25 protein-coding genes are annotated in these 26,741 nt (G+C 52.4%); 10 read left to right on the forward strand and 15 right to left on the reverse strand.

Annotation, left to right across the window (positions count from 1 at the left end):
- Positions 1-281 precede the first annotated feature (281 nt).
- Complete coding sequence (locus ACFQW4_RS03575; RefSeq protein WP_377723824.1) at positions 282-1,274, forward strand: glycosyltransferase family 32 protein; 993 nt, start codon at positions 282-284, stop codon at positions 1,272-1,274.
- A 4-nt stretch (positions 1,275-1,278) separates the two neighbouring features.
- Here the strand turns inward: ACFQW4_RS03575 and ACFQW4_RS03580 are convergent, their stop codons facing one another.
- Entirely contained in the window at positions 1,279-2,133 is an 855-nt protein-coding gene (locus ACFQW4_RS03580) for a helix-turn-helix transcriptional regulator (RefSeq protein ID WP_137387201.1), read from the reverse strand.
- 115 nt (positions 2,134-2,248) lie between these two features.
- Between ACFQW4_RS03580 and ACFQW4_RS03585 the strand changes: the two genes are divergently transcribed.
- Both ACFQW4_RS03585 and bamA read left to right on the forward strand, forming a co-directional pair.
- Complete coding sequence (locus ACFQW4_RS03585; protein ID WP_101761105.1) at positions 2,249-3,658, forward strand: MFS transporter; 1,410 nt, start codon at positions 2,249-2,251, stop codon at positions 3,656-3,658.
- Positions 3,659-3,872: 214 nt separating this feature from the next.
- Positions 3,873-6,305, forward strand: a complete 2,433-nt coding sequence (gene bamA / locus ACFQW4_RS03590; RefSeq protein ID WP_377723827.1) for an outer membrane protein assembly factor BamA — start codon at positions 3,873-3,875, stop codon at positions 6,303-6,305.
- 406 nt (positions 6,306-6,711) lie between these two features.
- Here the strand turns inward: bamA and ACFQW4_RS03595 are convergent, their stop codons facing one another.
- Genes ACFQW4_RS03595 through ACFQW4_RS03615 form a run of 5 tightly spaced genes read right to left on the reverse strand, consistent with a single transcriptional unit; the run spans position 6,712 to position 11,739 of the window.
- Complete coding sequence (locus ACFQW4_RS03595) at positions 6,712-7,797, reverse strand: ABC transporter ATP-binding protein (protein ID WP_377723829.1); 1,086 nt, start codon at positions 7,795-7,797, stop codon at positions 6,712-6,714.
- Positions 7,798-7,800: 3 nt separating this feature from the next.
- Positions 7,801-8,745, reverse strand: coding sequence for a carbohydrate kinase family protein (locus ACFQW4_RS03600; protein ID WP_210080442.1), 945 nt, complete (start codon positions 8,743-8,745; stop codon positions 7,801-7,803).
- Positions 8,745-9,584 carry a carbohydrate ABC transporter permease gene (locus tag ACFQW4_RS03605; protein WP_377723831.1) on the reverse strand — a complete coding sequence of 280 codons (840 nt, stop codon included), beginning with the start codon at positions 9,582-9,584 and terminating at the stop codon, positions 8,745-8,747. Before ACFQW4_RS03605 ends, ACFQW4_RS03600 begins: the two co-directional genes overlap by 1 nt.
- Positions 9,574-10,482, reverse strand: a complete 909-nt coding sequence (locus ACFQW4_RS03610; protein ID WP_377723833.1) for a carbohydrate ABC transporter permease — start codon at positions 10,480-10,482, stop codon at positions 9,574-9,576. Before ACFQW4_RS03610 ends, ACFQW4_RS03605 begins: the two co-directional genes overlap by 11 nt.
- A 9-nt stretch (positions 10,483-10,491) precedes the next feature.
- Entirely contained in the window at positions 10,492-11,739 is a 1,248-nt protein-coding gene (locus ACFQW4_RS03615) for an extracellular solute-binding protein (RefSeq protein WP_377723835.1), read from the reverse strand.
- Positions 11,740-12,538: 799 nt separating this feature from the next.
- Between ACFQW4_RS03615 and ACFQW4_RS03620 the strand changes: the two genes are divergently transcribed.
- Positions 12,539-12,976 carry a VOC family protein gene (locus ACFQW4_RS03620; protein ID WP_101761763.1) on the forward strand — a complete coding sequence of 146 codons (438 nt, stop codon included), beginning with the start codon at positions 12,539-12,541 and terminating at the stop codon, positions 12,974-12,976.
- Between the two features lie 181 nt (positions 12,977-13,157).
- Here ACFQW4_RS03620 and ACFQW4_RS03625 read toward each other — a convergent pair whose 3' ends face one another.
- Both ACFQW4_RS03625 and ACFQW4_RS03630 read right to left on the reverse strand, forming a co-directional pair.
- A complete protein-coding gene (locus tag ACFQW4_RS03625) occupies positions 13,158-13,526 on the reverse strand; it encodes a hypothetical protein (RefSeq protein WP_377723837.1) in 369 nt (122 codons plus the stop codon).
- A 5-nt stretch (positions 13,527-13,531) separates the two neighbouring features.
- Positions 13,532-14,191, reverse strand: coding sequence for an SLC13 family permease (locus ACFQW4_RS03630; protein ID WP_377724011.1), 660 nt, complete (start codon positions 14,189-14,191; stop codon positions 13,532-13,534).
- 586 nt (positions 14,192-14,777) lie between these two features.
- On the opposite strand from ACFQW4_RS03630, the gene ACFQW4_RS03635 reads away from it, so the two are divergent.
- From ACFQW4_RS03635 to ACFQW4_RS03655, 5 genes are read left to right on the forward strand one after another with little or no spacing between them, the layout of a single operon-like run.
- The gene (locus tag ACFQW4_RS03635; RefSeq protein ID WP_199559708.1) at positions 14,778-16,019 is read left to right on the forward strand and encodes an MFS transporter; all 1,242 of its coding nucleotides are present in this window, start codon (positions 14,778-14,780) and stop codon (positions 16,017-16,019) included.
- 17 nt (positions 16,020-16,036) lie between these two features.
- A complete protein-coding gene (locus ACFQW4_RS03640; protein WP_217547648.1) occupies positions 16,037-17,200 on the forward strand; it encodes a mandelate racemase/muconate lactonizing enzyme family protein in 1,164 nt (387 codons plus the stop codon).
- Positions 17,194-18,090, forward strand: coding sequence for a dihydrodipicolinate synthase family protein (locus tag ACFQW4_RS03645; RefSeq protein WP_350262212.1), 897 nt, complete (start codon positions 17,194-17,196; stop codon positions 18,088-18,090). Before ACFQW4_RS03640 ends, ACFQW4_RS03645 begins: the two co-directional genes overlap by 7 nt.
- Positions 18,087-18,983 (forward strand): 2-dehydro-3-deoxygalactonokinase, encoded by an 897-nt coding sequence (locus tag ACFQW4_RS03650; RefSeq protein ID WP_377723840.1) that lies wholly within the window; start codon positions 18,087-18,089, stop codon positions 18,981-18,983. Before ACFQW4_RS03645 ends, ACFQW4_RS03650 begins: the two co-directional genes overlap by 4 nt.
- The gene (locus ACFQW4_RS03655) at positions 18,973-19,569 is read left to right on the forward strand and encodes a bifunctional 4-hydroxy-2-oxoglutarate aldolase/2-dehydro-3-deoxy-phosphogluconate aldolase (protein ID WP_192235507.1); all 597 of its coding nucleotides are present in this window, start codon (positions 18,973-18,975) and stop codon (positions 19,567-19,569) included. The genes ACFQW4_RS03650 and ACFQW4_RS03655 overlap by 11 nt, the downstream gene beginning before the upstream one ends.
- On the opposite strand, the gene ACFQW4_RS03660 is transcribed toward ACFQW4_RS03655, so the two are convergent.
- Positions 19,546-20,241: a helix-turn-helix domain-containing protein gene (locus ACFQW4_RS03660; protein WP_101761095.1), complete on the reverse strand. Its 696-nt coding sequence runs from the start codon at positions 20,239-20,241 to the stop codon at positions 19,546-19,548. The genes ACFQW4_RS03655 and ACFQW4_RS03660 overlap by 24 nt on opposite strands.
- A 522-nt stretch (positions 20,242-20,763) precedes the next feature.
- The gene (locus ACFQW4_RS03665; RefSeq protein ID WP_192235509.1) at positions 20,764-21,420 is read right to left on the reverse strand and encodes a hypothetical protein; all 657 of its coding nucleotides are present in this window, start codon (positions 21,418-21,420) and stop codon (positions 20,764-20,766) included.
- A 298-nt stretch (positions 21,421-21,718) separates the two neighbouring features.
- On the opposite strand from ACFQW4_RS03665, the gene ACFQW4_RS03670 reads away from it, so the two are divergent.
- Positions 21,719-22,159 (forward strand): GNAT family N-acetyltransferase, encoded by a 441-nt coding sequence (locus tag ACFQW4_RS03670; protein WP_101761092.1) that lies wholly within the window; start codon positions 21,719-21,721, stop codon positions 22,157-22,159.
- Between the two features lie 263 nt (positions 22,160-22,422).
- Here ACFQW4_RS03670 and ACFQW4_RS03675 read toward each other — a convergent pair whose 3' ends face one another.
- The 5 genes from ACFQW4_RS03675 to ACFQW4_RS03695 all read right to left on the reverse strand — a co-directional run bounded on the left by ACFQW4_RS03675 (position 22,423) and on the right by ACFQW4_RS03695 (position 26,720).
- On the reverse strand, positions 22,423-22,842 hold the full coding sequence (locus tag ACFQW4_RS03675) for a GNAT family N-acetyltransferase (protein WP_377723843.1): 420 nt from the start codon (positions 22,840-22,842) through the stop codon (positions 22,423-22,425).
- 169 nt (positions 22,843-23,011) lie between these two features.
- On the reverse strand, positions 23,012-23,413 hold the full coding sequence (locus ACFQW4_RS03680) for a VOC family protein (RefSeq protein WP_271460565.1): 402 nt from the start codon (positions 23,411-23,413) through the stop codon (positions 23,012-23,014).
- 415 nt (positions 23,414-23,828) lie between these two features.
- On the reverse strand, positions 23,829-24,677 hold the full coding sequence (locus tag ACFQW4_RS03685; RefSeq protein ID WP_377723845.1) for a helix-turn-helix domain-containing protein: 849 nt from the start codon (positions 24,675-24,677) through the stop codon (positions 23,829-23,831).
- Between the two features lie 275 nt (positions 24,678-24,952).
- Positions 24,953-25,861 (reverse strand): NmrA family NAD(P)-binding protein, encoded by a 909-nt coding sequence (locus ACFQW4_RS03690; protein WP_192235522.1) that lies wholly within the window; start codon positions 25,859-25,861, stop codon positions 24,953-24,955.
- A 112-nt stretch (positions 25,862-25,973) separates the two neighbouring features.
- On the reverse strand, positions 25,974-26,720 hold the full coding sequence (locus ACFQW4_RS03695; protein WP_377723848.1) for an NADPH-dependent F420 reductase: 747 nt from the start codon (positions 26,718-26,720) through the stop codon (positions 25,974-25,976).
- Between the last annotated feature and the right edge of the window lie 21 nt (positions 26,721-26,741).

Here is a 26,741-nt window from a genome sequence, read left to right on the forward strand (position 1 = left end):
ACACTGTTTATATATCCAGTATTATTTTTAACCGTTCACCTAAGATGTTCGGCTTTGCGTAACGTTTCACAAAGCCAGATCCCGCACACCCGGCGTTCTACGTATTCTCTTAAAGTGAGGTTTTAGCGGTTTATTAAATTGTCGCGCTGAGTGCTGTTTGATAATTTTGAGCCAATTTTCCGGGCTTTTGTCGGCTTTCTGCAGCATTAGGTGCAGGGCTGATGTGTGCCTTTTTTAACAGCAATAAGTAGTTAACTGGCGGCTGTGCTGCTGGAGAAACAATGAAAAAGAATAAATTTAAAACCCATTTGGTTTCATTAGGTTTACTGGCGGAAAAAAAGCTGACCAAACGCAGAACGCTGCCCGATTACGATCCTGCCGCAGAGCAGGATATCAATTTAGTTGCACTCCAGACCGCGCCCGCGGCCATTCCGCGTCAGATTTGGATGTACTGGGAAAGTGAAACGCTACCGGAAGAGGTGCAGATTTTTGTCGATAAAATCGTGCGCGAAAACCCCGGCTATCAGGTAACCGTCATCAATAACCTGAATATTCAGCACTATCTGCCCGATCTGCACTTCGTGCATCAGGATATGCGCCCTTCACATAAAAGTGACGTAATTCGGCTGGAACTGCTGTATCGCTATGGCGGAATCTGGATGGATGCCACCATCATTCTCAACCGCACGATGGACGAATTGTTAGCGGTGAATGTTAACGATGGTTATGACTTGATCGCCTTTTATCGCGACAGTTCGACGCTGGATAAAGACTATCCGGTGATTGAATCCTGGTTCCTGGCCGCGCCGAGAAATAACGCCTTTATTGCGCGCTGGCTGCACTTTTTCCGCCCGATTGTTGAAGTGGGCGCCGACGAGTTTTTCCGTCGTTTGCTCGCGCTGCCCAATTACGAAACCATTGTTCAGGGCATCACGCCACCGGATTATTTGGTGGTGTATATCGCGCAGCAGCAGGCGCTGCGTGAGAACAATCAGTACAACTTCTATCTACGTAAATGCGAAGCCAGCGCGTTGCTGTATCAAAGCCTGGTGGAGTGGCGTCCGGTGAAGCTGAGCCGCATGCTGATGGTCGATCGTCTGCCGGCCGTCTTGCCGCCGCTGACCAAACTGACGGGATTTGATCGTAAATATCTCGACACCAACCTGAAATATGGCGTGGTGAACAAAGACAGCTTGTTGGGTCAGATTCTGTTAAACAGCCAGAAGGGCGCCCGCCCGCAGACACCGGTTCCGGCACTGACGGGCAAGGCATAACGCATCACGGATTGATCAACTGCTGGAGTGCCGCGGCGCTGATTTCATCGTCCGGCACATACACCAGCAGGCGATCGCCGTTGCGTGACGCGGACCACCAGTTATTTTGCCGCAGCGTCATTTCACCCACTTCGTCGCGGTAAAAACGTTTTACGCGATTTTCCACCTGGCCCAATTCATAACGCTGCCAGGTGTGCGCAAACTCATCTGAACTGTTTAGCAAGCGGGCAAGAAAGCTTTCCCAGTGTGGATCGCCAAGGTGCTCGCCCATCTGCCCGCGAAACATCGCCACCATCTGCGGCATCACTTCATCCCAGTCATTCAGCGCTTTGCGCCAGGTTGGGTGGTTGAAGGCCAGCCAGATGCAGTTGCGATCTTCAGGCGCGATCTCGGCTAGATCCACGCCCATCAAGGCACACCACGCAGCGTTGTAACCGAGAATATCAAAGCGCGGCGTCTCAATAATCGCCGGTAACTGGATCGCATCGAGCATCTGCTGATTGTGCGCGGCAATTTTGCAGCAGGCGGCTACCACGCGCACCGAGGGCAATGCGTGCCCGGCGAGCGAAAACAGGTGCTGCGTTTCCACATCGTTGCACTGCAACGCGCTAGCGATCGCCGTCAGGGTTTTCGGCGAGGCTTTGATATCGCGTCCCTGTTCCAGCCACGTATACCATGTCACGCCAACATCCGCTAACTGCGCGACTTCTTCACGGCGTAAACCCGGCGTGCGACGATGGCGCATGCGGGGTAAACCGAGTCGATTGGGATCGAGATTTTCCCGGCGCGTGCGCAGAAAGGTGCCGAGTAATTTACGGTTGTTTTGTTCGGTGGTAACAGGCGCGGATGCCAGGCTCATAAGCAGATCCTTCGACAAGACGGGTAGTGTTTATACCATGATAATCAAGAACTGGTACCCGTTTAACGGTTAGGTGATGCTATGCCGTACTGACAGCAAAAACAAGGTAAAACCGATGCAGACATCGCAACTTCAACGCACAGGATTGATGGTCCTGCTTGCCGGGCAACTGCTGCCCATGATTGATTTTTCTATCGTTAACGTAGCGTTAGACGCGATGGCCCACACGCTGCAGGCCACGGCGATTGAGCTGGCGCTGATCGTCGCGGTCTACGGCATCGCCTTTGCCATCTGCCTGGCGATGGGCGGACGGCTCGGCGATAACTACGGTCGCCGTCGCGTGTTCCTTGCCGGAGTAGGGATCTTCGGTATTGCATCTTTATTATGCGGCATCGCCAACAGCGTTGGCCTGTTGATGTTTGCCCGCGCGCTGCAAGGCGTGGGCGCGGCCTTTATCGTGCCGCAAATCCTCGCCACGCTGCACATCACGCTGAAGGGCAGAGCGCATGCGCGCGCCATCGGTTTGTACGGCGGCATTGGCGGGCTGGCCTTTATCATCGGTCAGGTGTTGGGCGGATTTCTCATCAAAGCGGATATCGGCGGCTACGGCTGGCGCAGCGTGTTCCTGATCAACCTGCCAATTTGCCTGTTTGTGCTGATCACCGCGCGCCGCTTTGTGCCGGAGACGCAGAACACGCAGCGCGTACCGGTGGATGTTAGCGGAACCTTGCTGTTGGCGGGCGCGATTGGTTGCCTGATGCTGGCACTGGCACTCGGTCCGCTGCTGCATTGGTCGTGGCCGTGCATCTTGCTGCTGGTGCTGTTCCCGCTGTTTCTGCATCGTCTGCGCCAGAGTTCGCTGCGTCTGGAAGCGGCCAACGGCGCGCCGCTGCTGCCGCCTTCACTACTGCGTCTGCCGAGCGTGCGTTTTGGCCTGACGCTGGCGGTGCTGTTCTTCTCCTGCTGGAGCGGCTTTATGTTCTCTGTGGCACTGACGCTGCAGGCCGGTTTAGGGCTGACGGCGTTTCAATCCGGGAATGCGTTTATCGCGCTGGGCGTGGCCTATTTTATCGGGGCGATGCAATCCACGCGCATCGTCGAGCGTTTAGGTAAGCGCGGCGCCTTATTAATGGGCTGCGGTATTCAGATGGTTGGATTAGTGGCCCTTATCGCCACGCTGCAACTCGCCTGGCCGCAGGTCGGTATTTTCACCCTAATTCCTGCAACGGTGCTGATTGGCTTTGGTCAATCGTTTATCGTCAGCACCTTCTACCGCATTGGCATGAGCGGCGTGCCGCATCATCAGGCGGGCGCGGGCAGCGCGGTGCTGTCGACGGTGCAGCAATCAGCGTTAGGTTTAGGCCCGATGCTGCTGGGCGGTGTATTCACGCAGATCTATACGCACGGCAATCATCTGGCGGCGATCACCGGTACGCTCGGCGTTGAGCTGGTAATGATGGCATTACTAGTGATCTTCACCAGCCTCAATCGCCGTACGTTTCAGCCGGTAACGGCAGAAGGGTAATTCTTATGCGGAGATTTTGGCAGGAGCGATGCAGCTTATTGTAAAACAACCGAAAATCCGCGAGTCGCGCTGAATTTACCTTTGGCTCAGCGGTCTTTTTTCCGGAACATATCGCCGCAGTTAACGGGCTGAACCGCGTGTTCAGCCCGTTTTTATGTGGTGCGGAAGCAAGGCGCTTGAATCAGGCACAGGAAAAACGGCAGGCTCACAACAGATGAAGAAGATGTTAACCGGGTTACTTTTAATGGTAACCACCACTGCCTTTGGTGCAGATGATTTCACCCTAAAGGATATTCACTTTGCTGGGCTTCAGCGCGTCGCACCCGGCGCGGCGTTGCTGCATATGCCGCTGCGTGTTGGCGATCGCGTCAATGATGATGATATTCGCCACAGCATCCGCGCGCTGTTCGCCACCGGCAATTTTGACGATGTGCAGGTGCTGCGTGACGGGGATGCGCTGCTGATCAAAGTCAAAGAGCGCCCGGCGATTGCCAGCATCTCATTCTCTGGTAACAAAGTGATTAAAGAGGATCAGCTCAAGCAAAACCTTGATGCCTCGGGCGTGCGCGTGGGTGAAGCGCTGGACCGCACCACGCTATCGGATATGGAAAAAGGGCTGGAAGATTTCTATTACAGCGCCGGGAAATATACTGCCAGCGTCAAAGCGGTCGTCACGCCGTTGCCGCGCAACCGTGTCGATCTGAAGTTCATTTTCACCGAAGGCGTGTCGGCGAAAATTCAGCAGATCAACATTGTCGGCAACCACGCTTTTTCCGCTGATGAACTGATCTCGCATTTCCAGCTGCGCGACGATGTGCCGTGGTGGAATTTGATCGCCGATCAGAAATACCAGAAACAGAAACTCTCGGGCGATTTAGAGACGCTACGCAGTTATTATCTCGATCGCGGTTACGCACGCTTTAACCTCGATTCCACACAAGTCAGTTTAACGCCGGATAAAAAGCATATTTACGTCACGATAAATATTCATGAAGGCGATGTTTATCATGTTAGCGGCGTAACGCTGAGCGGAAATATGGCCGGCTATTCCGCCGAAATTGAAAAACTGGCGCACATGCCGGCGGGCAGCTTATACAGCGGGGCAAAAATCAGCCAAAACGAAGAGGCAATTAAAAGCCTGCTCGGTCGTTACGGCTATGCGTTCCCGCAGGTGAATACGCAATCGGAAATAGACGACAGCGACAAAACCGTGCAGCTACACGTGAATGTCGATGCCGGGCGGCGCTTCTCGGTGCGACAGGTGCGTTTCTCGGGCAATGACACCTCGAAAGATGCGGTGCTGCGTCGTGAAATGCGTCAGATGGAAGGCGCATGGCTGGCGAGCAATCAGGTGGAGCAGGGCAAGGCGCGCCTTAATCGTACCGGTTATTTCGAAAGCGTAGATGTTGATACGCAGCGCGTGCCGGGCAGCCCGGATCAGGTGGACGTGGTGTACAAAGTGAAGGAGCGCAATACCGGCACCTTCAACGTTGGACTGGGTTACGGCACCGACAGCGGCATCAGTTATCAGCTTGGTGTTAGCCAGGATAACTGGATGGGCACCGGCAATACTTTGAGTTTCAGCGGCACGAAAAACAGCTATCAAACCTATGTCGAAATCGCCGCTACCGATCCCTATTTCACCGTGGATGGCGTGAGTCTTGGCGGCAAACTGTTCTACAACGATTACAGCGCGGAAGATAACGATCTTTCCGAATACACACTGAAGAGCTTCGGCGCGAGTAGCACGTTAAGCTTCCCAATCGGCGAAAACAGCAGCGTGAACAGCGGGCTGGATTACGTCTATAACCGCGTAAGCAATATGGCGCCGCAGGTAGCAATGTGGCGCTATCTGGGTTCGCAGGGCATTCATCCAAAAGTCATCACCAGCGATGACGACGATGACGATGCCACCGTGGCGGACAAATTTACCGCCAACGATTTCTTCTGGAACATTGGCTGGAGCTACAATTCGCTGGATCGCGGCTTCTTTCCCACCTCGGGCGTGAGCGCCGGTTTCAACACCAAAGTGACTATTCCAGGTTCCACCAACAGTTATTACAAAAGCACGCTGACCGCCAACGGCTATTTGCCGCTGAGCAGCGATCATCGCTGGGTGCTAATGGGCCGCAGTAAAGCCGGTTACGCCGACGGTTTAGGCGGCAAAGAAGTGCCGTTCTACGATAACTTCTATGCCGGCGGCTCCAGTTCGGTGCGCGGATTCTCCTCCAACACCATCGGGCCAAAAGCCGCCTATTACCGCTGCAGCGGCAGCGAAAGCAGTTACGGTGCTTGCCCGGTGGAGAAATCGGATGATGCGGTGGGCGGTAATGCGATGGCGGTGGTGAGCGCGGAGCTGATTGTCCCTACGCCGTTTATCAGCGAGCGCTATGCCGATGCGCTGCGCACTTCATTGTTTGTTGATGCCGGCACCGTGTGGGATACCGGCTGGCAGAATACCGCAGCCACCAAAGCGGCGGGAATTCCTGATTACGGCGATCCCAGCCAGATTCGCGTGTCGAGCGGCGTGGCCTTGCAATGGCAGTCGCCGCTGGGTCCGCTGGTGTTTTCGTATGCGTTGCCGATTAAAAAATATGAGGGCGATAAGTCGGAGCAGTTCCAGTTTAATATTGGTAAAACCTGGTAGATGTATTTAATTCGTTAAAGGTTGAGAGGGGTTTTACATTATCTTTAAACGGTGAAGACGGAATAAAATAGCCAGCAGAGTACAATAGCCGTTGTGAAATGCTTAAGGAATGAGTGTTCGCCAATATCGTTGTTATGCATGTGATAAATTGTATTTCGCCACCCAGGTTTGGGTGGCTTTTTTTTTGTTAGGTAAAAACGTGCGTTTCAGTCGGAAAAGGCGGGCGTTGCGTAAAGACGGCGTGAATACATCCCTGTAGCCTCGGCCGCCGCATCCTTGCGGCGGACGCTTTACTCCACTGTCCACCTTTTCCTCCTTGATGGCGATTCATTGCGGTTTTCCAAATCGCACCATCAACAGCGATGTTCATCTCAACGGGTTGGCCTTTTCTGGCCTGAGCACCAACCTAGAGCGACTCAGCCAACCTCAGCCCCGTCTCGGCATCAAACAGATGAATTTTCTCGGGGTTGAAGCCCAGCATAATGCTCTCGCCGCTGACAGCCGCATGACGGCCTGCGATCTGCATATGCAACGGCTGACCGTGCCATTCCAGATGCAACAAGGTGGATTCGCCGGTGATCTCCACTACTTTCACCAAGGCTGCGGCGTTGCTGTTGGCTTCCAGCAGATCGTGCGGGCGCACCCCGAGCGTCACGACTGCGCCAGCACGTTCGCGCGCCGCCGCTTGCCAACGCGCGGGCAACGGCTGCCACAGATCCTGGCACTGCACGCCGGGCACGCCATCGCGGGCAATCAGCTGTGCCGGTAACAGGTTCATCGGCGGTGAGCCGATAAAGCGTGCGACAAAGGTATCCGCCGGACGGTCGTAAATCGCCAGCGGCGCGCCTTGCTGCACGATGCGGCCATCCTTCATCACCACAATTTGATCGGCCAGCGTCATCGCCTCAATCTGATCGTGCGTCACATAAACCATGGTGGTTTTGAAACGCTGATGCAGCGATTTGATCTCGGCGCGTAGCTCCATACGCAGCTGCGCATCGAGGTTCGACAGCGGCTCATCGAACAGGAAAACTTTGGGATTTCGCACCATCGCGCGGCCCATCGCCACGCGTTGACGCTGTCCGCCTGACAGTGCACGCGGATAGCGTTGCAGCAGCTTATCGATGCCAAGAATTCCGGCGATGCGCGCAATTTTAGTGTGCTGCTCCTCGCGCTTCACCTTCTTCACCTGCATGTGGAACGCCAGATTCTCCGCCACGGTTAAGTGCGGATAGAGCGCATAGCTCTGAAACACCATGGCGATATCGCGATCGGCTGGATCGCGGTCGTTGATTTGCACTTTATCCATCAGGATCGCGCCATCCGACAAGCTCTCCAACCCGGCCAGCAAGCGCAACAGCGTCGATTTTCCGCAGCCGGATGGGCCAACCAGCACGGTAAAACTGCCGTCAGGAATGGTGAGATCGAGCGGATGCAGCACCGACTGTTTTGCGTAGCGTTTGGCCACTTTTACGAGTTCAACACTGGCCATAATTTAAAACTCCTGGGAAAGTTGCAGTTGATGCCAGTCGGGGTAACGACGCGGCAAGGTGCTGATAGCCAGTGACGCCACCGAAATCCCCCATTGCAAAGCCGTGGTGAGATCTTGCTGATGCAGCAGGGCGGTGAGAAATCCGGCGTTGAAACTGTCGCCCGCGCCGATGGTATCCACCACCGTGACCGGACGTGCAGGCTGACTTACTGAGTTATCTGCCTGCCAGCAGCGCGCGCCCTGCGGGCCGCATTTCACCACGCAGCCGCCGCGTCCGCTTAGCTGTTGCGCCAGCATTTGCGCGCTGGCGGGCAAGTCGTCTGACGCCGCCAATCCCAGCGTTTCCACTTCATTGAGCAACAGCCAGTCGCACAGCGGCAGCCAATGCGTGACCTGCTGACGCACTTCGTTTGTCCAGCCCTGCGGCGGCCAGCCGGTATCGACGGCGGTGACAAAGCCGCGCTGCTGTAACTCGGCGAGCAGCGCCGGATAATCGTCATACAGATGCAGACACAAAAAGGTGCCGCACAGCAGCACGATATCGCCGTCAGACGCGGTAGCCGGCAGTTGATCCAGCACATCCTGCGCGGTGAGTTGCACGATATGGCCGAGATTACTCAGGAAAGAGCGTTCGTGATCCGAATGCGTCACGCCAACGGTAAGCGAGGTTTCGCAGCTGTAGCGCGTCCAGTGCGCAGCGCTGTGCGGAAAATGACTCGCCAGCCAGGCGCTCAGGCCATCATTGCCCTGATTGGCGACCGCGCGATGGCGCACCTGCATCGCTTCCAGCGCCAGCGCGCAGTTGCCCGCCGAGCCGCCAGGACGCAATTCGCTGTGATTCAGCATCACTTCAGTACCGCGCTGCGGCCAGTTATCCAGAGTTCCCATGATCAAATCGACATTAATGTTGCCTACCACATACAGCGTGGCGGTGAGTTTCTGCTCCATCATCCTTTGCTCCCGCCACTGGCAAGGCCGCTAACCAGCGTCTTCTGCAGCCAGATGGCAATAAACAGCGGTGGCACCGACGCCAGAATGCCAACGGCAGCAATCAAGCCATCATCGGTGGCGCGTCCGGCGGTAAATCCGGCAATGGTGACCGGTAAGGTTTGTGCGGCGATATTGCTGGTAAACAGCAGCGCATAGAAAAATTCGTCCCACGCCAGCAGCCAGCCAAACAGCGCGGCGGCCCCCAACACCGGCTTCGCCAGCGGCAGCGTAATGCGTAACAGCACTTGCCAGACGCGCAGGCCGTCGAGCCGCGCCGCCTGCTCAATATCCTGCGGCAGCGTATCGAACTGGTTTTTCAGCATCCAGGTAAGGAACGGCAGAATCAGCGAGCAGTAAACGATGATCAATCCGGGCCGCGTGTTGAGCAGATCGAACTGCTGCAACAGGAAGTAGAGCGGCAACACGAATGCCACCGGCGGCACCATATAGATGGCAAGTGAGGCGAATAGCCAGCCGTCGCGCCCGCGGTAGCGCGAGAAGCTGAACGCTGCCGGAATGGCCAGCAGTAAGCAGATGATTGTCGCGCCGGTGGCGACTAAAAGGCTGTTGCCGAGTGCATGCAGAAACAGTACGCCCGGCTGGCCCGGCTCCAGCGACAGCAGCTTGCCATAGCGGGTGAAATCCCACTGGCGCGGCAGCCACTCCAGCGGTACGCGGGTGAGATCGCTGGCGGCGCTGACGCTCATCAAAAACAGCCAGCCCATCGGCGCTAACACTGATAACGCCACCAGCAGCGCGGCGGCGTATTTACCGACATGGCGCAATTTAACCTTCATAAGCGCTTCCTTTGCGGCGCTGCCGCCACAGTAACAACATGTAAAGCGTGATCAGCACCGCGCACAGTAAGGTCATCAACATCGCGTAGGCCGCGCCACTGCCGGCACGCAGGTAGCTAAACGACTCCTGATACACGTAAAAACTCAGGGTTTTGGTGCTATCGACCGGACCGCCGCGCGTCATTACGTAGATGATGTCGAAAATTTTGAAGGCGTCGATGGTGCGCAGTACCAGCGCCACGCTGAGCGGGCCAACAATCGCCGGGATGGTGATAGCACGAAAACGCCGCCACGCCGATGCGCCATCCAATCGTGCGGCTTCAAACAGATCGTCGGGGATCGATTGCAGCGCCGCCAGCACCAGTAAGGTCACCAGCGGATAGTTTTTCCAGATATCGGCGAACATCACCGCGTTGAGCGCCGAATCCGGCGAACCCAGCCAGCTGCGATAGCCATCAATGATCCCTAACTGCGTCAGCAGGGCGTTGATGCTGCCGTAATCCGGGTTGAAATTCAGACGCCACATCATGGCGTTAACGATGGTCGGCAGCGCCCACGGCAAAATCACCAGCACGCGCAGCACGTTGCGACCGGCGAATTTCTGGTTCAGCAACAGCGCCACCAGCACGCCGATCACGCCTTCAATCGCCACCGACACCACGGTGAAATAGAGCGTGCGCCACAGCGAACTGCGGAAATCCGCATCGGTGATGGCGAACAGATAATTTTCAAAGCCAATCCAGCCCGGCGCTTCACCGCTGCCGATCAGGGCGGCATCGGTGAAACTCAGCCAGATGGTGCGTAACAGCGGCCATGCGGTGAGCAACAGCATCACCAACAACATGGGTGCCAGCAGCACCCATGCCTGCCGTTGTTCGCGTTGACGCAAACTCAGCATTGTTGCCCCTTAGCGCAGACGCGCCGCACCCTTATCCACCGCTTGCAGCGCGGCATCTGGCGTTGCGCTGCCCACCAGCACCTGCTGCAACTGCTGCTGCAGCGTGTTGGAGAGACGCGAATAGTCAGCCGTTTCCGGACGCGACAGCATCACGTTAAGCGATTTATCCGCCGCCGCGATGAGGCTTTCCTGGTTTTTCAGCACCGCCGGATCCTGATACGAGCTTTTCCAGATCGGCAGACTCAGCGTGGCGTATTGGTTCTGTACCGGCTGTGAAGTCATGTAGCGGATGTATTGCCATGCCTGATCCGCATGCGTGCTGCCTTTAGTGATGCCAAGGCCCATCGAACCGTTTACCGCACCGAATTTGCCCGGCGCATCGCCTGGCGCGGGAACGATGCCCACCTGGCCGGCGACCTTACTTTGTTTAGGATCGTTGGCCATGTTGTACATGTAGGTCCAGTTGAGCGCGAAAGCCGCATCGCCATTGGAGAAGGCTTTACGCACATCCTCTTCCAGATATTCGCGTGACGCCGGATTGCTCAAGCCTTCATCCAGCGAGCTTTTCATCAGCTTCACCGCTTGCAACGAGGCCGGGGAGGAGAAATCGAGTTTGTCGTTGTTATAGAACTTGCCACCGAAACCTGATACCAGCGTGGTGTAATCGCACACCAGCGCTTCCGCCTGCGACCAGCTCCACACCAGCGGATATTTCACGATGTTTTTCTGCTTGATGATGCGCGCGTCATCCATCACCTGCTGCCAGGTTTGCGGCGGCGTGGTGATACCGGCTTTTTCCAGCATCGCTTTGTTGTAATAGAGATATTTGGTATCGAGGATCCACGGCATGCCGAGGGTTTTGCCTTTGAACTCAACGGTGTTCATTGCGCCGGGGAAAATCTGTCCTTTTTCATCAGCGCTGATGCGGCTGCTGACGTCCTGCAACAGATCGAACTTAGTGAATTCTGCCGGCCAGATGGCATCGAACAGCACCACATCGTAGCCGTTACCGCCCGCGCCACGCGCCGCAACAATTTTGTCATGCAGCGCTTCGTACGGCACAAACTCAAGATTAACCTGCACCTCTGGGTGCGTTTTCTGAAACGCCTGCGTCATGGCGCGGATATCATTTTCGCTATACGCCGCCTGCGTCATAAACAATGCATTCAACGTGGTTGCCGCTGCCGCGCTGCCTACGCTGGCTAAAAGAACCGCTGCAAAACATCCTTTTATGACTGGGTTGAATCGGATTTTCATGGTGTTTTCCGCCTTGATGCAAAAAGAGGGTGTTTTATTAAATCAATTTGATGGATTTAATAACGCGCACAGGTTGTCAGGTTGCTGCGGCTGACATTGGTTAGCTAAAGCAATTGACGTGCCAGGGCATAAATCTCGTTTGCCGCTGGACACTACTTTGCACAGATTTTCGCCGCTGTCAGGTAAACAGATTGTAAAATGTGTGGCCGATCATAGATATTCATGTGGTTTTAAAAAGGAGGACATTTGTGAAAAGTGCCGATTAGCTTTTTGCCGAATGCATTGTTTAGGTGCAGTTGCGTTGGGGCTTGCTGCATGAAAGCGCATCTCTTAACGGCGAAATGCCGTTATCAGTAGCTGGTTAGGATGAGATTTTCGGCTGATAATACAGCCAAAAGCGGACGTCAAAATGATGACGGCTTAGGTAGTTCTGTCACATCAAACATAACACCGCATCTTGAACCTAAGCACCATGTGCTGCTGGCGTTCCCTGGTGAAAAATCAGAGTTCACTGTCCTTCCTCCAAACTTAAAGCAACCTGAGCTTTTCCAGAAGCATTCTGCTTATCCTCAAGTGATCCTACCGTATGCTCTCTTCTAACATAAAAGTGCTTCACTGAATCGCTGCAGCCCCTTTGCGCGATTGGAAATTAGAGACCGCTTTGAGCGAAAAGAGGATATTCGCAATTTATCGATAAAGGATGCAGGCTTGTAAAACGTTCGCGCATTTATGGTGTAGAAATAAAGCATTCTTTTTATATAGTTGGCTGATGGACTTTCAAAACTCAGTAGGTAATCACATGATCTTAAGTGTCAATCACGTTGGTTTTTCAGTTAAAAATATTGAAGACTCATTATTATTCTGGACTCAGATTCTTGGCGGTAAATTATTACGTGAAGGAAAAATGTCTGGGCCTATAATCGATGAGGTTACAGGTGCAAGGGGAGCTGATGTACGGATGGCTTTGCTTGAACTGGCTGATATCCAAATTGAATTACTCCAATACAATAACATTGAGCAGCCAGAAGAACCTTCAGCGCCCTATATCCCAGGCTACGCTCACCTTGCTTTTATGGTTGAGGATCTTGATACGCTCTTAGGCAAAGTATCGGACTACGGTTGGAAGACGCCGGGTAAACCTCAAACAGTGTCGTCAGGACCCATGCAGGGTACCAGAGTAATATATTTACAAAGTCCTGATGGTCAGACGCTTGAATTGATGGAACGCAGCCAATGAGACCCACATATTATTAGCTGTTATCCTTTAATTAAACCGTGATGTTTGCAAAGCCCGCTTAGGGAAAAGAGTGGACGACGCCAGGCCAATTTCTGTTTTTAGCGAAAAGCGTACATTAACGCTGCCCTTATAAATAATAAGGGCAGCGTTAAATCACAGCGAATTAATTAACGTGTATAGATCAGTTGTGTAGCGGTAATGTGCCAAGCACGATGGCGCCTGACAGCATGCACAATACTGTTCCCACCGCCCATTTAAGGCTTGCGCGCTGATTCAGCCCGTAATCCAGATTAAGAATGCCGACAAGAAGGTAAGTTGACGCAACAAGCGGGCTGAGCAGATGAACAGGTTGTCCAATCAGTGAAGCAACGGCCATCTGCATAGGCGAGATTCCGTAGCTTGTCGCTGTCTGCGCAAGAATGGGTAAAACGCCAAAATAGAACGCATCGTTTGTCATGAAGAAGGTGAACGGCATGCTGATCAGCGCCGTGAGGATGCCAAGCCAGGGGCCGGCTGAGGCTGGCAGTGAATTTACAAGACTGTTAGACATGGCATCTACCATACCTGTTCCGGACAGGATGCCGGTAAAATACCTGCTGCAAAAATGAGAGAAACAATGGCAAGCACGTTCTCTGCATGTTTGGCAAGGAGCTCCTTCTGATGCTTCAGGTTAGGGAAATTCACTAGCATCGCCACTGCAAAGGCGATCATAAACAGTGTTGCCATAGGAAGTATGCCCAGAATTAACATAACCAGTAGGGCAATGGTCAGCGCTGAATTAAAGAGATAACGATAATTAGTTACAGATGTAAGCTGCCCGGTCTCTTCACTCAGATCGATTTTAATCACCCCAAGCCGGCGATGTTCGCGCAGTCCAAAAATAACGGCAACCAGCACTACCCAGGCAAGGCCACAGATCATAATGGGCAGAAGCAGCATAAAGAGCTCTCCAACGTCTACCTTCATGGCGCTGGCAGCGCGCGCTGTTGGTCCTCCCCACGGGAGCATGTTCATTACGCCGATCGAAAGCAGCAGTACGGTGGCCATGTACTGAAGCTTTATTCCCAGCCGACGATACAGTGGAAGAAGTGCTGCCGTACAGATGAGATAGGTGGTGGCACCATCGCCGTCGAGCGCCACGCTGATACCAAGGATAGCAGTGCCGATCATCACTTTAAGCGGATCGCCTTTTACAATACGAACAATGAGACGGATAAAAGGATCAAAAAGCCCGGCCTCCCGATAGGTTCAGGATCATGGATGTAGTCACCATCAGCTACACTAAGGGCATCAAAATAGGTATCTCTGTTCTGGAACTGTGTGAATCTTCCGCACATAGGTTGTTCCTCCTTATGGAAGGATAGCTCGTTTAGCGCTGTTTCAATGACGAGGAGATATGTGCTGACACCATATGTTTCGATTCGGTTTTTTGGTGGACTGACATGAAATATACGCATTGAATAAAACCACCGGCAGCATAGGCAAAGCTTTGGGATTATACGTAATGGCTTGGTCTGATAACTATAAACCCGGCTTACATTAGGCGCTTTGTAAGGGATCTCTTCTCTGCTTCACTATGTGAAGCAATTGCCGGATTTGTTCTTTGATTGGCTTCACGCTATCTCTCATCGCCGGCGCAATATCTCATCAAAATTCATACGCTAACTTCCAAGACATGACGCGCCTTCCTATGGCGCGACATTTACCCTCTGGAGGTCGTATGGAGAATTCAACCCGTCAGTATGGCGGTGAGTACGTGGCGACAAAAACCAATAATCCGCCAAAGCGTACTGCCAAAATCATGATGGCAGCCGGGATTGGTCATTTTATCGAGTGGTTCGATTTTGGCTTATATGGGACCCTGGCGGCGATTATTGCCAGTAACTTCTTTGTCAGTTCTGACCCTGCTACCGCACTTCTGAAATCTTTTGCTGTATTTGGATCCGGCTTTTTAATGCGCCCGCTGGGTGGCTTCTTTTTCGGTTCCATGGGCGATCGTCTGGGACGACGCAAAGTGTTGGTGACGGTAATTGTCATCACCTCAATATCTACATTTGTGATGGGCATTCTGCCGACCTGGCATCAGGTGGGAATTGTCGCACCGGTGCTGTTGGTGATGACTCGATTAGTACAAGGATTCGCCGCAGGTGGTGAGAGTTCCGGCGTAATCACCTATCTGGCAGAAAGCGCTGAGCCGCATCGTCGCGCCACGCTTACCTGCTGGAGTGAGAACTTCAGTTTCATGGCGTTTGTTTGCGGCTCTGGACTGGTGCTGCTGTTGACCTATTGGTTGGGTGAGACGGCAATGAATGACTGGGGATGGCGCATTCCTTTCCTGCTCGCAGCACCGCTCGGATTGGGTGGGTTATATATGCGCCGCAACATGGAAGATTCGGCTGAATTTCACAAGTTAAAAGCCACCGGCAAAATCGAAAAATCGCCACTGCGCACAGCCTTGAAAACCTCATTGTCGGCGTTGCTGTTTTGTACCGGTTTCGTCGTGATCAAAGCGGTCAGCAGCTGGGTGCTGCAATCCTTTATGCCCGGCTATTTGTCTACGCATCTGCACTACAGCCGTACTGATTCTTATCTCATCACCACGCTGGGCTTACTGAGCGTCGCTATTTGCATGCCAATCACGGGCTACTTGTCTGATAGATGGGGACGACGGCCGCTGATGCTGGTGGCATGCGCTGGTTTCATCCTGTTGACCTATCCCGCCATGCTGCTAATGACACAGGGATCGGTGGGCAGCTCTATCGCGGCAATGAGTGTATTGGGTGTGTGTGTTGCGTTGTTTAACGGTGGCTGTGGCGCAGCAATGGTCGAACTGTTCCCGACGGCGATTCGCTATGGCGGCATCGCGATGTCCTACAACCTGACTGTGGCGGTGTTTGGCGGTGTAACACCCCTGGCATCGGCCAGCCTGATCTCCTTAACGGGAGATCCGCTGTCACCCGCCTGGTACGTGATGATCACCGCGCTAATTTCATTCATTGCAGTGTGGTTTGCAAAAGAAACTGCCGGAAAAGTGTTGAATTAACGGAAACTGGAGCCTTTATGCACATAACGAAAGTGGAGTGTTTCCCACTCAAAATCACCCCGGAGCATGCCTACCTCGGCGGTAAGCCGGACGGAACCGGTCCGGATTATTACTATCGTTCAGAATACCGCTGCGTCTACTCACGCAAGATGGAAACCTGCCTGGTGAAAATTACCAGTAGCGAAGGGCATATAGGGTGGGGAGAAGCCCTGGCGCCGGTGGTGCCTCAGGTGATCGCAGAACTGATTAAGCAGCTATTCGCGCCATTGTTGATAGGGGAATCACCATTCTCAAGCAGCGTGCTCAACTCAAAAATGTATGACTCCATGCGCGATCGTGGACATACCGGTGGTTATCATATCGACGCTATTGCAGGTGTGGATATCGCATTGTGGGATCTCAAGGGCAAAATTCTTGGTCTCCCGGTCCATCAACTACTCGGCGGTGCCTTTCGCGATGTGATCCCTTGCTATGTCTCGGGTTTACCTGAGCCTGATATTGAAAGCCGCAGCCGCCTCGCCAGGCAATGGAAGGAGAAAGGCTTTAATGCCGTTAAGTTAGCTCTGGGCTACGGCGTGCGAGAAGACATTAAAAATATTCGAGCCATTCGTGAAACGCTCGGCGATGAGGCGCAAGTCTTCATTGATGCGCACTGGAATTACGGTGTGGCAGACGCTACTGATTTAGCAGCGCAACTGCACGCGCTGGGCGTCGGGTTTCTCGAAGCACCACTGCTGCCAGAAGATATCGCTGGCCATCGCGAATTACGTGCCAAAAGTGCGGTCAGCATTGCGTTAGGTGAAACCGAGCGTACGCGTTATCAATTCAAAGCAGTGATTGAACAGCGCGCTGCAGATATCCTTCAGCCCGATGTCGGCAGAACCGGCATTAGCGAGCTAATGCATATCGCGTCGCTGGCCGAAACATGGAATTTACGTGTGGCACCGCATTTAAGCGTGGGTCTAGGTCCTTGCATCGCCGCGTCGATCCATGTTGCTGCCGCCATACCCAACCTGTTTATGCTCGAATATCAGCCGCCAGTTTTTGCCATCGCTAATCAACTGCTCAAGCAGCCACTGATTTGCGAACGCGGTGAGTATCACCTGCCGCAGGGCGCAGGGTTAGGCATTGAAATTGATGAAGATCGCGTGCGCGACGTGATGATGGAGGCTGCATGTTAAAAGGTAACATACCCATTCTCGCCACGGCATTTGATGAGCAGGGCCAGCTGGATTTGGCATCCATTGAACGTCTGGTGAAATTTCTGCTGCAACAAGGCATTGATGGTCTTGCATTGTTTGGCAATGCTTCCGAAGGCTACGCCTTAACGCAGGATGAAAAGCAGATCCTGTTCTTTTGCGTCAAAAAGCTGGTGGGGGATTTACCGCTGGTGGCTGCTGCTGGCGGTGCTTCATCCGCTGTTGCCATTGAAGACATCAACCGGGTGCATCGCTGGGGAGCTCAGGTGGCGATGGTCAATCCGCCTTCGGTGGTTAAGCCCGGTCCGGAGGAGATCTATCACTTCTGGCGAGACATATGTCAGGCCAGCGAAATCGATATCATGATCCAGGACGCGCCTCTGATGACGGGCGTTAACATTCCCGTTTCGACGCTGGTGCGTTTGTGTCAGGACTTTCCCGCCATCAGGTATATCAAAGTGGAACAACCGCCGACGACGTTGAAAATCACTGCGTTAAAACAGGCGCTTGGAGATAGCGTAGGCCTGTTTGGCGGCTTGAACGCAGGTTTCCTCTTTGAGGAGTTATGCCGTGGTGTAACGGGCACCATGCCTGCTTGCGAATTCCCGGACGTGATTAACGCCATCCTGGCGGCATGGCAGCAAGATCGTCAGGAAGCGCAAGCGCTGTTTTATCGCTATCTACCTTTCCTGCGCTATGGAGTGCAACCGGGGATCGGGGTAGCCATACATAAAACAGTGCTGCATCAGGCAGGGATTTTTGCCAGCGATTATGTACGTGAGCCGGCGAAAAGTCTGGATGACGCCACGCGTCGGGAATTGAAAGAGATCACGGATTTCCTGCCTCTCGCCGTGTTAGGAGGACGTCCATGAACTATATCGCGGTGGATTGGGGTACCAGCAACTTTCGCGCCCTCAGCGTGCGCGATGGCGTAGTGATTAAATCTGTGCAAGACAGCTGCGGCGTCGGCAAGTGCCAGCGCTCAGCGTTGCCTGAGATTTTAAAGCAGCAGCTGCATCGGCTAGAGGATGCTTACGATGAACAAATACCCGTGCTGCTCTGCGGCATGATTGGCAGCAATATCGGTATTGCTGACGCCGGTTACCTCAATATGCCACTTAGTTTTTCGCAACTGCTGGGTAAAGGCCTGGAACTGCCGGGTATCCTGCCAAATCCGCTGACCATACGGCCCGGTATTTGCGATAAACGAGTGAATGAGATCTGCCGTGGTGAAGAGATGCAACTGGCGGGTGCGCTCACGCTTTCTGATGCCTCCACATTCGCCGCCGTCGGCACCCACAGCAAATGGCTGTGGGTTGAACGCTCGCAGCAGCAGGTCACTGAGATGCAGACCTTGATGACTGGCGAACTTTATCATTTGTTACTCAATCAATCCGTGGTGGGTAAAGGGCTGCCGGAGCAAGTTCAATCACCGGCCGCTTTTCAGGCGGGAGTCGAAACCGCGCTATCAGTGGTGCATGAAAAAGTTGAACTGGTGACGGAACTGTTTCGCTGCCGAGGCCGTTATATTCTTGGTGCTTTGGCACAGGAACAGGCCGCTTCCTGGCTTTCCGGATTGCTCATTGGATACGAAGTTGCATGCGGACATCCCAGCGGCGATAAAACGGTATGCTTTATTGGTAGTGAAATGCTTTTGCCACGTTATCGATTGGCATGTGAGGTTTTGCATCGTCGTTATGAACTCTTAGCCGCCGAAGACGCAATCATAGCCGGATTAAATGGGGTATTTAGTTATGGTGGATAATAAGCAAATCATCGCTATCCTCCGCGGGATAACGCCAGAAGACGCAGTGCCGCATATTGCCTGCCTGGTTGAGCAGGGCATTCATCGTATAGAAATCACTACCAATTCACCTAACTGGGAAATCAGCCTGCGACAAGTCCGCCATCGCTTTGGGAATGATATCCAGCTTGGCGTGGGAACTGTCACCACGGAAGATCAGGTGCAGCGCAGTTTTGCAGCCGCTGCGGATTTTATTCTGACTCCTAATTTAAACCCGGCTGTGATTGCGCAGGCTAAACTATACGGACTTGTAGTGTACGCGGGGGTGTTTTCGCCGAGTGAAATATTCACTGCTATCGATCTGGGAGTGGATGTGATGAAAGTTTTTCCGGCCTATTCGCTACCGAAAAATTATCCTCAACTGGTGAAAGGTCCACTCTCTCAGCCCGTAAGCTTTTCAGCCGTGGGCGGGGTAGGGGTGGAAAATGCAACTGAGTTCCTGCGTTATTACGACAGTGTGGGACTGGGTTCTACGCTATATAAAACCGGGCAGCTCGTGTCTGAGACAGCTGCTCGTTGCGAGTTACTGCTGCAGCATCGGCAGTGATTCTCCGCTAATTTTCTTCGCTGCCGACGTAAGGTACAAACGTAAGCTCTCAATATCCATTTTTTCACTGCTGATATTCGATAGTGCGATCGCTGCCTGCATGCCGGGAATATTACATGCCAGACGGTAATCTCCCGCACCAAAATTTTTGGCAAACACCTGATGCCGACGCGACTCGTCAATATCATTTCTCAGCAGTTGATAATCGTGGATACCAATCTGGCTGATAATCTCTTCGTCGCTCATCGCTGATAGAAGCTTAATGCCGATCACCGAATCATGGACCGGATAGGACTCATAATTGCCTATGGCACGCGCAATACTCTTTCCGCCGCGGGTATGAATCAAATAGACCACCTTATTTCCACTTAGAACACCGATCACGATGGAGATGGCGTGATTCCCGCTCTCTTCAAGTAAGTCCATTACCGCATTGTAAAATGCTGAATTGTGAATCGCGTGAGCCGACAAGCGGTGGATACCGATACCTAAACTGTATTTGCGGTTGGCATCGCGCTGTACCATATCCAATGTCAGCAAGGTCTGTATCAATCGCGTAACCTTAGCTGAATCCAGTCCAAGCTCCCGTCCCATTTCACGAATTCCATGCGGACGAGTCGCTGTCGCAAGTAAGTTCAGGCAGCGGAAAGCATCGTATACTGTGCTGTTCATAGATGGCCTCATTGATAACTATGGTTTGAAAATGATAAATCCTATTGTTTCAGCGTGATATGAATTCAGAAAGAGATTGTGATGCACGTAAGAAGAAAGCATTAAGAGGGATAACCAGGTTAACAACCCCGGCTCATCAATATTAGTTAGAACCGCATAGCAAATGGTGAATAATGCTCCATTCGAAAGCCCGCTACATGCCATAAAATGACACTGATCAAAAATAATAATTTAACTGGCATGTGACGTATTAATCCTCTTGTTATTTTTTGAGCTATGCCATAAAACCGGATAGGAGGGCAGCCCCTCTTAAATTAGAAGGATAAATATCATGGGTCTTAAACCTGGTCCAAAACCAATAGCTAAATCGACAGGAAAGCCTGATCAGCGTCGGCGTGACAACAAAGATACTCTCGGAAATACTCCAGGATTAAAACCTAGTAAATCCACTGGGAAATAATAATATGGGAGGGTGATAAAGGTTAACTCCCTCCTATTCCCTAATTAATGGACACTCGCATCTTAAATCCTCCCACTTATAAATCGCTGTCCCCTAGGCACGTCACTCACTCTTTTCAAAAAATCTCCAATCGAAGCCTCAATAACTGGCACACTCAGCGCCTCAGCATCAACAACCATCCGTAGCCCATGCCCATAAGCGAACCCCGGCAGAAATTGATAACTACAACATACATCCTGCTGTTCATCTTGTCCTATTTCCTGCTCACGCTTCTCAACAAACTGCCAAAATGTCAGCCCACCAAAAATCGCATAAGCCTGTTTTTCTCGGTGTAGAAAGGTACGGCTAACGATTTTGCCTTTGCTATTCACATTGGGAGTTGTTTCATATCGCGCCTCTTCTTCTTGTTCCTGCTGACTGAGCATCGCCCAGGTTTCATTGAATGCGCGATCATGTACCGCATCTTGAAAGGCCAACTTAGCCGTGATGATTTCAGCATTCCAGAGATCGGCGGGATCGCGGCCGACAAAATAGATATCACTCCATGCCCAAATATGGTCAGGGTTATCTTTGTAGTATTGGATATCGCAATCATCATAGAACAACCCGCCACAACGCTGACGTCCACGATAGATACGGTTTTTAAGTTCGATGACTTTTTTACGACGCTGACGACGAGAAAGGGAAATGAAGGGGCGGTGTTTATTGAAAGGCGACATGGAAACTCCTTAACCGGCAACGCTAATGCGGCTGGAAGCAGTCCAGCCGCATAGGCTAGCAAAAGGCGAGGTTGAGGAACAGTCGTCACGGAAAGAAAATTTAACTGTACACCACCACTGTAATCCCTTCATCCGCATGCAATTAGACAACGTAACGGCTGCGCATAGGTCGCTGCAACCTCGGGAAATCCGCTATGAGCGAACAGCGGACATAATTAGCTACCTTAAACTTTATATTCCGTTGATTTTATTTTGACATTATTATGAAAATTATTTTGTCATACATGGAGTTAGACTAATGAGTATCTACGTAAGAACAGCTCAACTCTCTGATATCGAGGGTATGTTCGACGTCAGAACATCGGTAATGGAGAATCACCTGAGTCGTGAAGAGATGCGGCAGATGGGTATTACCGAAGGCGTCGTAGGCGATATGATTGAAAAAAGTCTTTGCGCATGGGTTGCGACTGAAAATAACAAAATTATTGGCTTCTCCATGATTTTGCCGGATGAAGGCTGTCTGTTTGCAGCCTTTGTTCTGCCTGAATATGAAGGCAAAGGAATAGGTCGCAGGCTTGTTAGGCTAGCTGAGCAGGAGTTATTCCAACATCATGAGATTGCCTGGTTGGAAACCGATAAAAATAGTCGAGCGGCGAAATTTTATATGCAGCTCGGTTGGGGTAATGAAACAGATCTCAATGGCACTGACATCAAATTAGAGAAATCTCGTGGCGTTTAATTCACAGCAATTTTAATCGATGTCCGCTTCTGGCACTAAGCGGACCTAAGACCGGGAACGGTCCGCTATGAGCGAGGTGCGGATGTTCGCAATGGTTGTTACCGCGAAGGATGTATTACTAACGTTGCGATGTGTTATCGAACAGGGAGCGCGCCAATCCCTGCTGCGCATCATGGTCTGGTGATGCCGTTTTCCCAGCAGACATCCTGCCTGACCACATCCGATATCGTCTAGGCCAAGCGCTTGAGCATGTGGATAGCGACTCAGCCGTTGCGTTCTTCACTGCGCTCAAATTCATAGCCTAATGATGCGTACAGGTGAAGATTCACTTCAAATAGCGAGTTCGTATAAAGCCGGACGATATCTAAACCGGCCTGAATTGCCAAATGCTCTGCATGAGCCACCATTTTTCTTCCATAACCACGTTTCTGAAAACGCGGGCTAACTGCTACGTTTTCAATGAGGATATCTTCCTTGCGCTGAATTGTTTCAACGAGCGCGGCCAGATCTTTGCCACAGAACAAAAGGTCAACTCTGTGTTCTTTGATGAATGCAGCATGATCTGACGTCATCGGAAGAGGTTCTCGACCAATCACAGGCACCCACTTGGCGTAAGCCATTCTGGTAAGTGCCGTAACAGCCTCTGCATCACTAATCGCTGCGATTCGAATCGTCTCGGTCATGGTGTTATTTCTCTCTTTATGACTTGGAGTGGCGCTGAAAATTTAACGCCTGAGTTCTTCACAGAACCGCCGCCGCTCCTCAGCGCGGTTGGAAATTAGAGGCAATTTTAAACGAACAGCGGACCGGGCATTGAAACCAGTTATGCGTGGTAACCTGATCCCTAAAGCTTTAATTTTGCTTATTCTGGTAGAGATCCCAGCGATTGCCGTAGACGTCCTCAAACACAACAACCATCCCGTACTCTTCCTCACGTGGCTCCTGACAGAAGTGAACGCCCTTAGCCTTCATAGCGTTATAGTCGCGCCAGAAGTTGTCTGTCTGTAAGAACATGAATACACGCCCGCCGCACTGGTTACCGATAAAGCTTTCCTGCTGTTCATTTGAAGCACGGGCCAGGAGAAGATTACAGTCGCTTTCGGGATTTGGCGTCACAACGACCCAGCGCTTACCCGGTTGCGGCGTGTCTTCTACCAGCGTAAATCCCAGCTTGTCGGTGTAGTACTCAATTGCTCGGTCATAGTCATCGACCACGATGGCCACATATCCCATGCATCGTTTTTGCGTTCTCATTTTTGCTCCATCAAGTTTAGAAACAGCGCCCTTGAAATTTGAAACAACTTTCTAACACAAATTAAGGCTATTACCCGCATTGATCAGTGCAAATACTAACGTTCGCTTTTGGCACTGAGCGGACATGCTCGCGTGGCAAGGTCTGCTTTGAGCGAACAGCGGACGTTTACCAACTTTAACTTGCATATATTCAATTTTTACACTGTATATAGGCAGCTACCGGCACGTTTATAAGAAACAATCGACATGCAATCTGCGTATCTACTGGAACAAAATGCGTGCCCCGTGCAATATTCCCACCAGGTATTTTGCCGGAAATAAATTTTTCAAGGCTTATTAGTATTTCATCTGAAAGATTAATTCATAGCTGCGTTAAATATCCTTTAGGAAGTCAGGAAACCGGCCCACAACGCGTTTAGATTGCTGTCACCGGTATGTAATAATCCCCCTGAAAGTGAGATGACATAAGGTTTGCCTCATGGCCCGGCCCCATAATGAATAAGTCGTGCTCGTCCCGCCGGGCTTCAGCACGGCGCGGCAGAATGTGCCGGTAAACATTCATCTGCATTTCAGTCAGTTCTGCCGCACTACCTTCAAACGGGAAGCGCAGGAACATGCATGGACTGGACGTCTTCTTCCCGCCACGCTCATCTTTATCCTCGCGACAGCCAAAGGTCAGTGTCAATCGAATATTGCCGGAGGAGCTGTCAGGCTCAAAACGTTCTGCGAACCAGGTGGGGGATTGTCCGCGAAGGAGGCGCGCCGCCTTTTTAAGGCCCTGCTCACGCTGCTCCGTGTGGAAATCAATACTGTAAAGGTCGGCGCTTTCACACTGGTAGCTGAAGGTCACATCAGAAAGCGCGGGCGCGCTAAGCCATGTGGTTTCCGGTTCCGTCATGGTGCCAGCGTTTGATAAAAGACTGGGCTGCAGGCCGCGAAAATGCCACTCCCTGGTCTGCCTGTAACGCGCCGGGGGAAGACAAAAATATTTTGTAAAGGTCCGGGTGAAAGCCTGCTGATTGGTAAAGCCAAACTTTTCAGCGGCATGGATAACAGGTGCGCTGGTCATTTTCAACAGGATGGCCGATTCGGACAGTCTGCGTTCGCGAATGTAGGTGGCCAGCTTCATGCCCGTTTCCTGGCGAAACAATCGCTGGAGATGCCACTTACTGTAACCGGACTTCTCTGCCACTTCGTCGAGGATGATTTTTTTATCAAGATTCTCTTCAATCCAGATAATGAGATCGCGGGTAAAACTTTTCATTTGGATTGGTCCCGGTGCATCATTAAATTACGCATCGCTTGTTACCCATGTTCATGAGCAAAAACAGATGCGTTGTTGAATGCCTGAGAAAATAAAGCCGCTGGTTATTGTCCAGTGAGACGCTTTCAATGAGGCCTGAGAGGCCTTTACATGCGCTAAGTCACTCGTGTCTGCGTCCGGGCAGGGAACCTGCCGCAAAAAATCATAACTCAACAAGGCTGGCAAAAACGTGCTCGTGAATAAAATGCCAGCATCTCACGAGCACCGGTTCTTTCTTATTGGAGGTTCTTTGCTGAAGCAATTAGCGCACTTTTATTTTCAGTCAAATATTCCCGCACCGTTTTCGCTGGCCTGCCGAGAATATAAGGAAGATCGTTTTGCACCATCGACATATAGGACATCCTGCCATCAAGCATCTGGGTAACGAAATCAATGTTTGCGTTTGCGTACCAGCTGTCAGCCCCTTGAGAGATAAGTGAATCAATCAACTGACGGAATCCTTCCAGTCCTTTGTCTTCGCACCTGATTTCAAGCCCGGTCACCTCACTCATAAGCGCGGCAATTTCTTCACCGTTCAAACTTTCCACGCTCAGCCAGTAATGCTGACCGGCATGACGCGCAGGCCCATCGAAGAGCACTTTTGCGGCTACGGCGGCAATGTCCTCGGGCGCGATATAGCCGACTCTCCGATCGCCCCAGTAAGTCGTGTAGGTGAAATTTTTGGGGATATAAAGACCGGTGAATACATTCATAAACATATTTGGATGGAGATGCGTCCAGGCAATACCACTCGCCTCGATATATTTTTCAATCATCTGATGCCATACAAAGTGGGCATCCGTGGTATCCCATTCAGCGAACACACCCACATGCACGATATGGCTCACACCTGCCTTTTTGGCTGCATCCACCAGGGTTTTACTCTGCGTGAGCATGGCAACGCTGTAGCCGGTTAAGAGGAAAACGCGATCTACGCCCGCGAGCGCGAGCGCGAAGGTCTCCGGTTTATCAAGATCGAGATAAACGCCATCTTTTCCATCCCTGCGCAGCTGGTCTACCGTGTCTTGCTTGCGCGAAGCGATACGAAGATGAACCTCTTTGTCGTCGAGTTCTTTGACGATATGGCTACCGATAGTTCCGGTAGCGCCCAGAATCAGTACGACGGGCTTCTGATGCATTGCCATGAGTTCAATACCTTATTCAGTTTGTTGATAGAGCGTCAGAGCGTCGACACGTTTCAGGAAAGGGCATGTCTGAACCGGCCACAACGGCTGCATACCCGGGTCGCTGCGTGAGCTACATAAAGAGCGCGCGCGTCAGACGCACGGCATAGTCCGAGTCGGGATTAGTGGTGCTGTCGCCAACCCGTTCCATAATCGCCTCGATGGCGAGGTCACGACGTTTCGGCAGGCGGGCCCGCTCGGTCGCGGTCAGAGCATCCGGCACCTCATCGCGCGTCAGATCCGTGCAGTAAACTGGCGCTCCGGGCTGCTGGCGCCATGATTCGCTGAGCGGTCCCGCATAAACAGCGTCGAGCCCGGTCTCGTCGACCAGCCTTATCGCCACATCCCGTTCACGCTCGCCGCTGGCAGCAACGGGAATGGCGATCCGCCCGGCTGTCCCTGCAGGGAGGCCTTTCTGTGCAAAGGAAGCGGAAGTAATGGCGTTCCACGCTTTGGCGATGGGGCGGCCAAGCTGCTCTGCAACCCACTCGCTTTCGGTTTGGCCGGCTTCGATGTCAGCGATTTCACCGTCACGTTTTGGATAGTAGTTGGAGGTGTCGATTATAACGGTGCTGGCAGGCACGCTGGCGAACAGCGGGGCGATCTTCGGAATGGCGCTGAGTGGTGTCGACAGGATCACTACGTCGACGCCCGTCAGGGCTTCAGTGGCCGTGACGGCACGGGCGCCATGAGTCAGGATTTCGCCTTCGATCGTGTTAGGACCGCGTGAATTGGCGACCTTGACGTCATGACCAGCAGCGCTGAGTTTCATAACCAGCGTTTTACCGATATTGCCGGTGCCCAGTATGCCAATATTCATGATCTCATCCTCGTTACGATT

The organism is Pantoea sp. GCM10028869, assembly GCF_042666835.1.
Classification (GTDB): domain Bacteria; phylum Pseudomonadota; class Gammaproteobacteria; order Enterobacterales; family Enterobacteriaceae; genus Pantoea; species Pantoea leporis.

Bases quoted from the DNA above. Each gene is read 5' to 3' on its own strand.
- ACFQW4_RS03615 (WP_377723835.1), bottom strand. From the start codon at position 11,739: ATGAAAATCCGATTCAACCCAGTCATAAAAGGATGTTTTGCAGCGGTT.
- ACFQW4_RS03685 (WP_377723845.1), bottom strand. From the start codon at position 24,677: ATGAAAAGTTTTACCCGCGATCTCATTATCTGGATTGAAGAGAATCTT.
- ACFQW4_RS03640 (WP_217547648.1), top strand. From the start codon at position 16,037: ATGCACATAACGAAAGTGGAGTGTTTCCCACTCAAAATCACCCCGGAG.
- ACFQW4_RS03620 (WP_101761763.1), top strand. From the start codon at position 12,539: ATGATCTTAAGTGTCAATCACGTTGGTTTTTCAGTTAAAAATATTGAA.
- ACFQW4_RS03580 (WP_137387201.1), bottom strand. From the start codon at position 2,133: ATGAGCCTGGCATCCGCGCCTGTTACCACCGAACAAAACAACCGTAAA.
- ACFQW4_RS03610 (WP_377723833.1), bottom strand. From the start codon at position 10,482: ATGCTGAGTTTGCGTCAACGCGAACAACGGCAGGCATGGGTGCTGCTG.
- ACFQW4_RS03665 (WP_192235509.1), bottom strand. From the start codon at position 21,420: ATGTCGCCTTTCAATAAACACCGCCCCTTCATTTCCCTTTCTCGTCGT.
- ACFQW4_RS03660 (WP_101761095.1), bottom strand. From the start codon at position 20,241: ATGAACAGCACAGTATACGATGCTTTCCGCTGCCTGAACTTACTTGCG.
- bamA (WP_377723827.1), top strand. From the start codon at position 3,873: ATGAAGAAGATGTTAACCGGGTTACTTTTAATGGTAACCACCACTGCC.
- ACFQW4_RS03645 (WP_350262212.1), top strand. From the start codon at position 17,194: ATGTTAAAAGGTAACATACCCATTCTCGCCACGGCATTTGATGAGCAG.
- ACFQW4_RS03690 (WP_192235522.1), bottom strand. From the start codon at position 25,861: ATGGCAATGCATCAGAAGCCCGTCGTACTGATTCTGGGCGCTACCGGA.
- ACFQW4_RS03680 (WP_271460565.1), bottom strand. From the start codon at position 23,413: ATGAGAACGCAAAAACGATGCATGGGATATGTGGCCATCGTGGTCGAT.
- ACFQW4_RS03655 (WP_192235507.1), top strand. From the start codon at position 18,973: ATGGTGGATAATAAGCAAATCATCGCTATCCTCCGCGGGATAACGCCA.
- ACFQW4_RS03595 (WP_377723829.1), bottom strand. From the start codon at position 7,797: ATGGCCAGTGTTGAACTCGTAAAAGTGGCCAAACGCTACGCAAAACAG.
- ACFQW4_RS03585 (WP_101761105.1), top strand. From the start codon at position 2,249: ATGCAGACATCGCAACTTCAACGCACAGGATTGATGGTCCTGCTTGCC.
- ACFQW4_RS03600 (WP_210080442.1), bottom strand. From the start codon at position 8,745: ATGGAGCAGAAACTCACCGCCACGCTGTATGTGGTAGGCAACATTAAT.
- ACFQW4_RS03670 (WP_101761092.1), top strand. From the start codon at position 21,719: ATGAGTATCTACGTAAGAACAGCTCAACTCTCTGATATCGAGGGTATG.
- ACFQW4_RS03575 (WP_377723824.1), top strand. From the start codon at position 282: ATGAAAAAGAATAAATTTAAAACCCATTTGGTTTCATTAGGTTTACTG.
- ACFQW4_RS03650 (WP_377723840.1), top strand. From the start codon at position 18,087: ATGAACTATATCGCGGTGGATTGGGGTACCAGCAACTTTCGCGCCCTC.
- ACFQW4_RS03605 (WP_377723831.1), bottom strand. From the start codon at position 9,584: ATGAAGGTTAAATTGCGCCATGTCGGTAAATACGCCGCCGCGCTGCTG.
- ACFQW4_RS03635 (WP_199559708.1), top strand. From the start codon at position 14,778: ATGATGGCAGCCGGGATTGGTCATTTTATCGAGTGGTTCGATTTTGGC.
- ACFQW4_RS03675 (WP_377723843.1), bottom strand. From the start codon at position 22,842: ATGACCGAGACGATTCGAATCGCAGCGATTAGTGATGCAGAGGCTGTT.
- ACFQW4_RS03625 (WP_377723837.1), bottom strand. From the start codon at position 13,526: ATGTCTAACAGTCTTGTAAATTCACTGCCAGCCTCAGCCGGCCCCTGG.
- ACFQW4_RS03695 (WP_377723848.1), bottom strand. From the start codon at position 26,720: ATGAATATTGGCATACTGGGCACCGGCAATATCGGTAAAACGCTGGTT.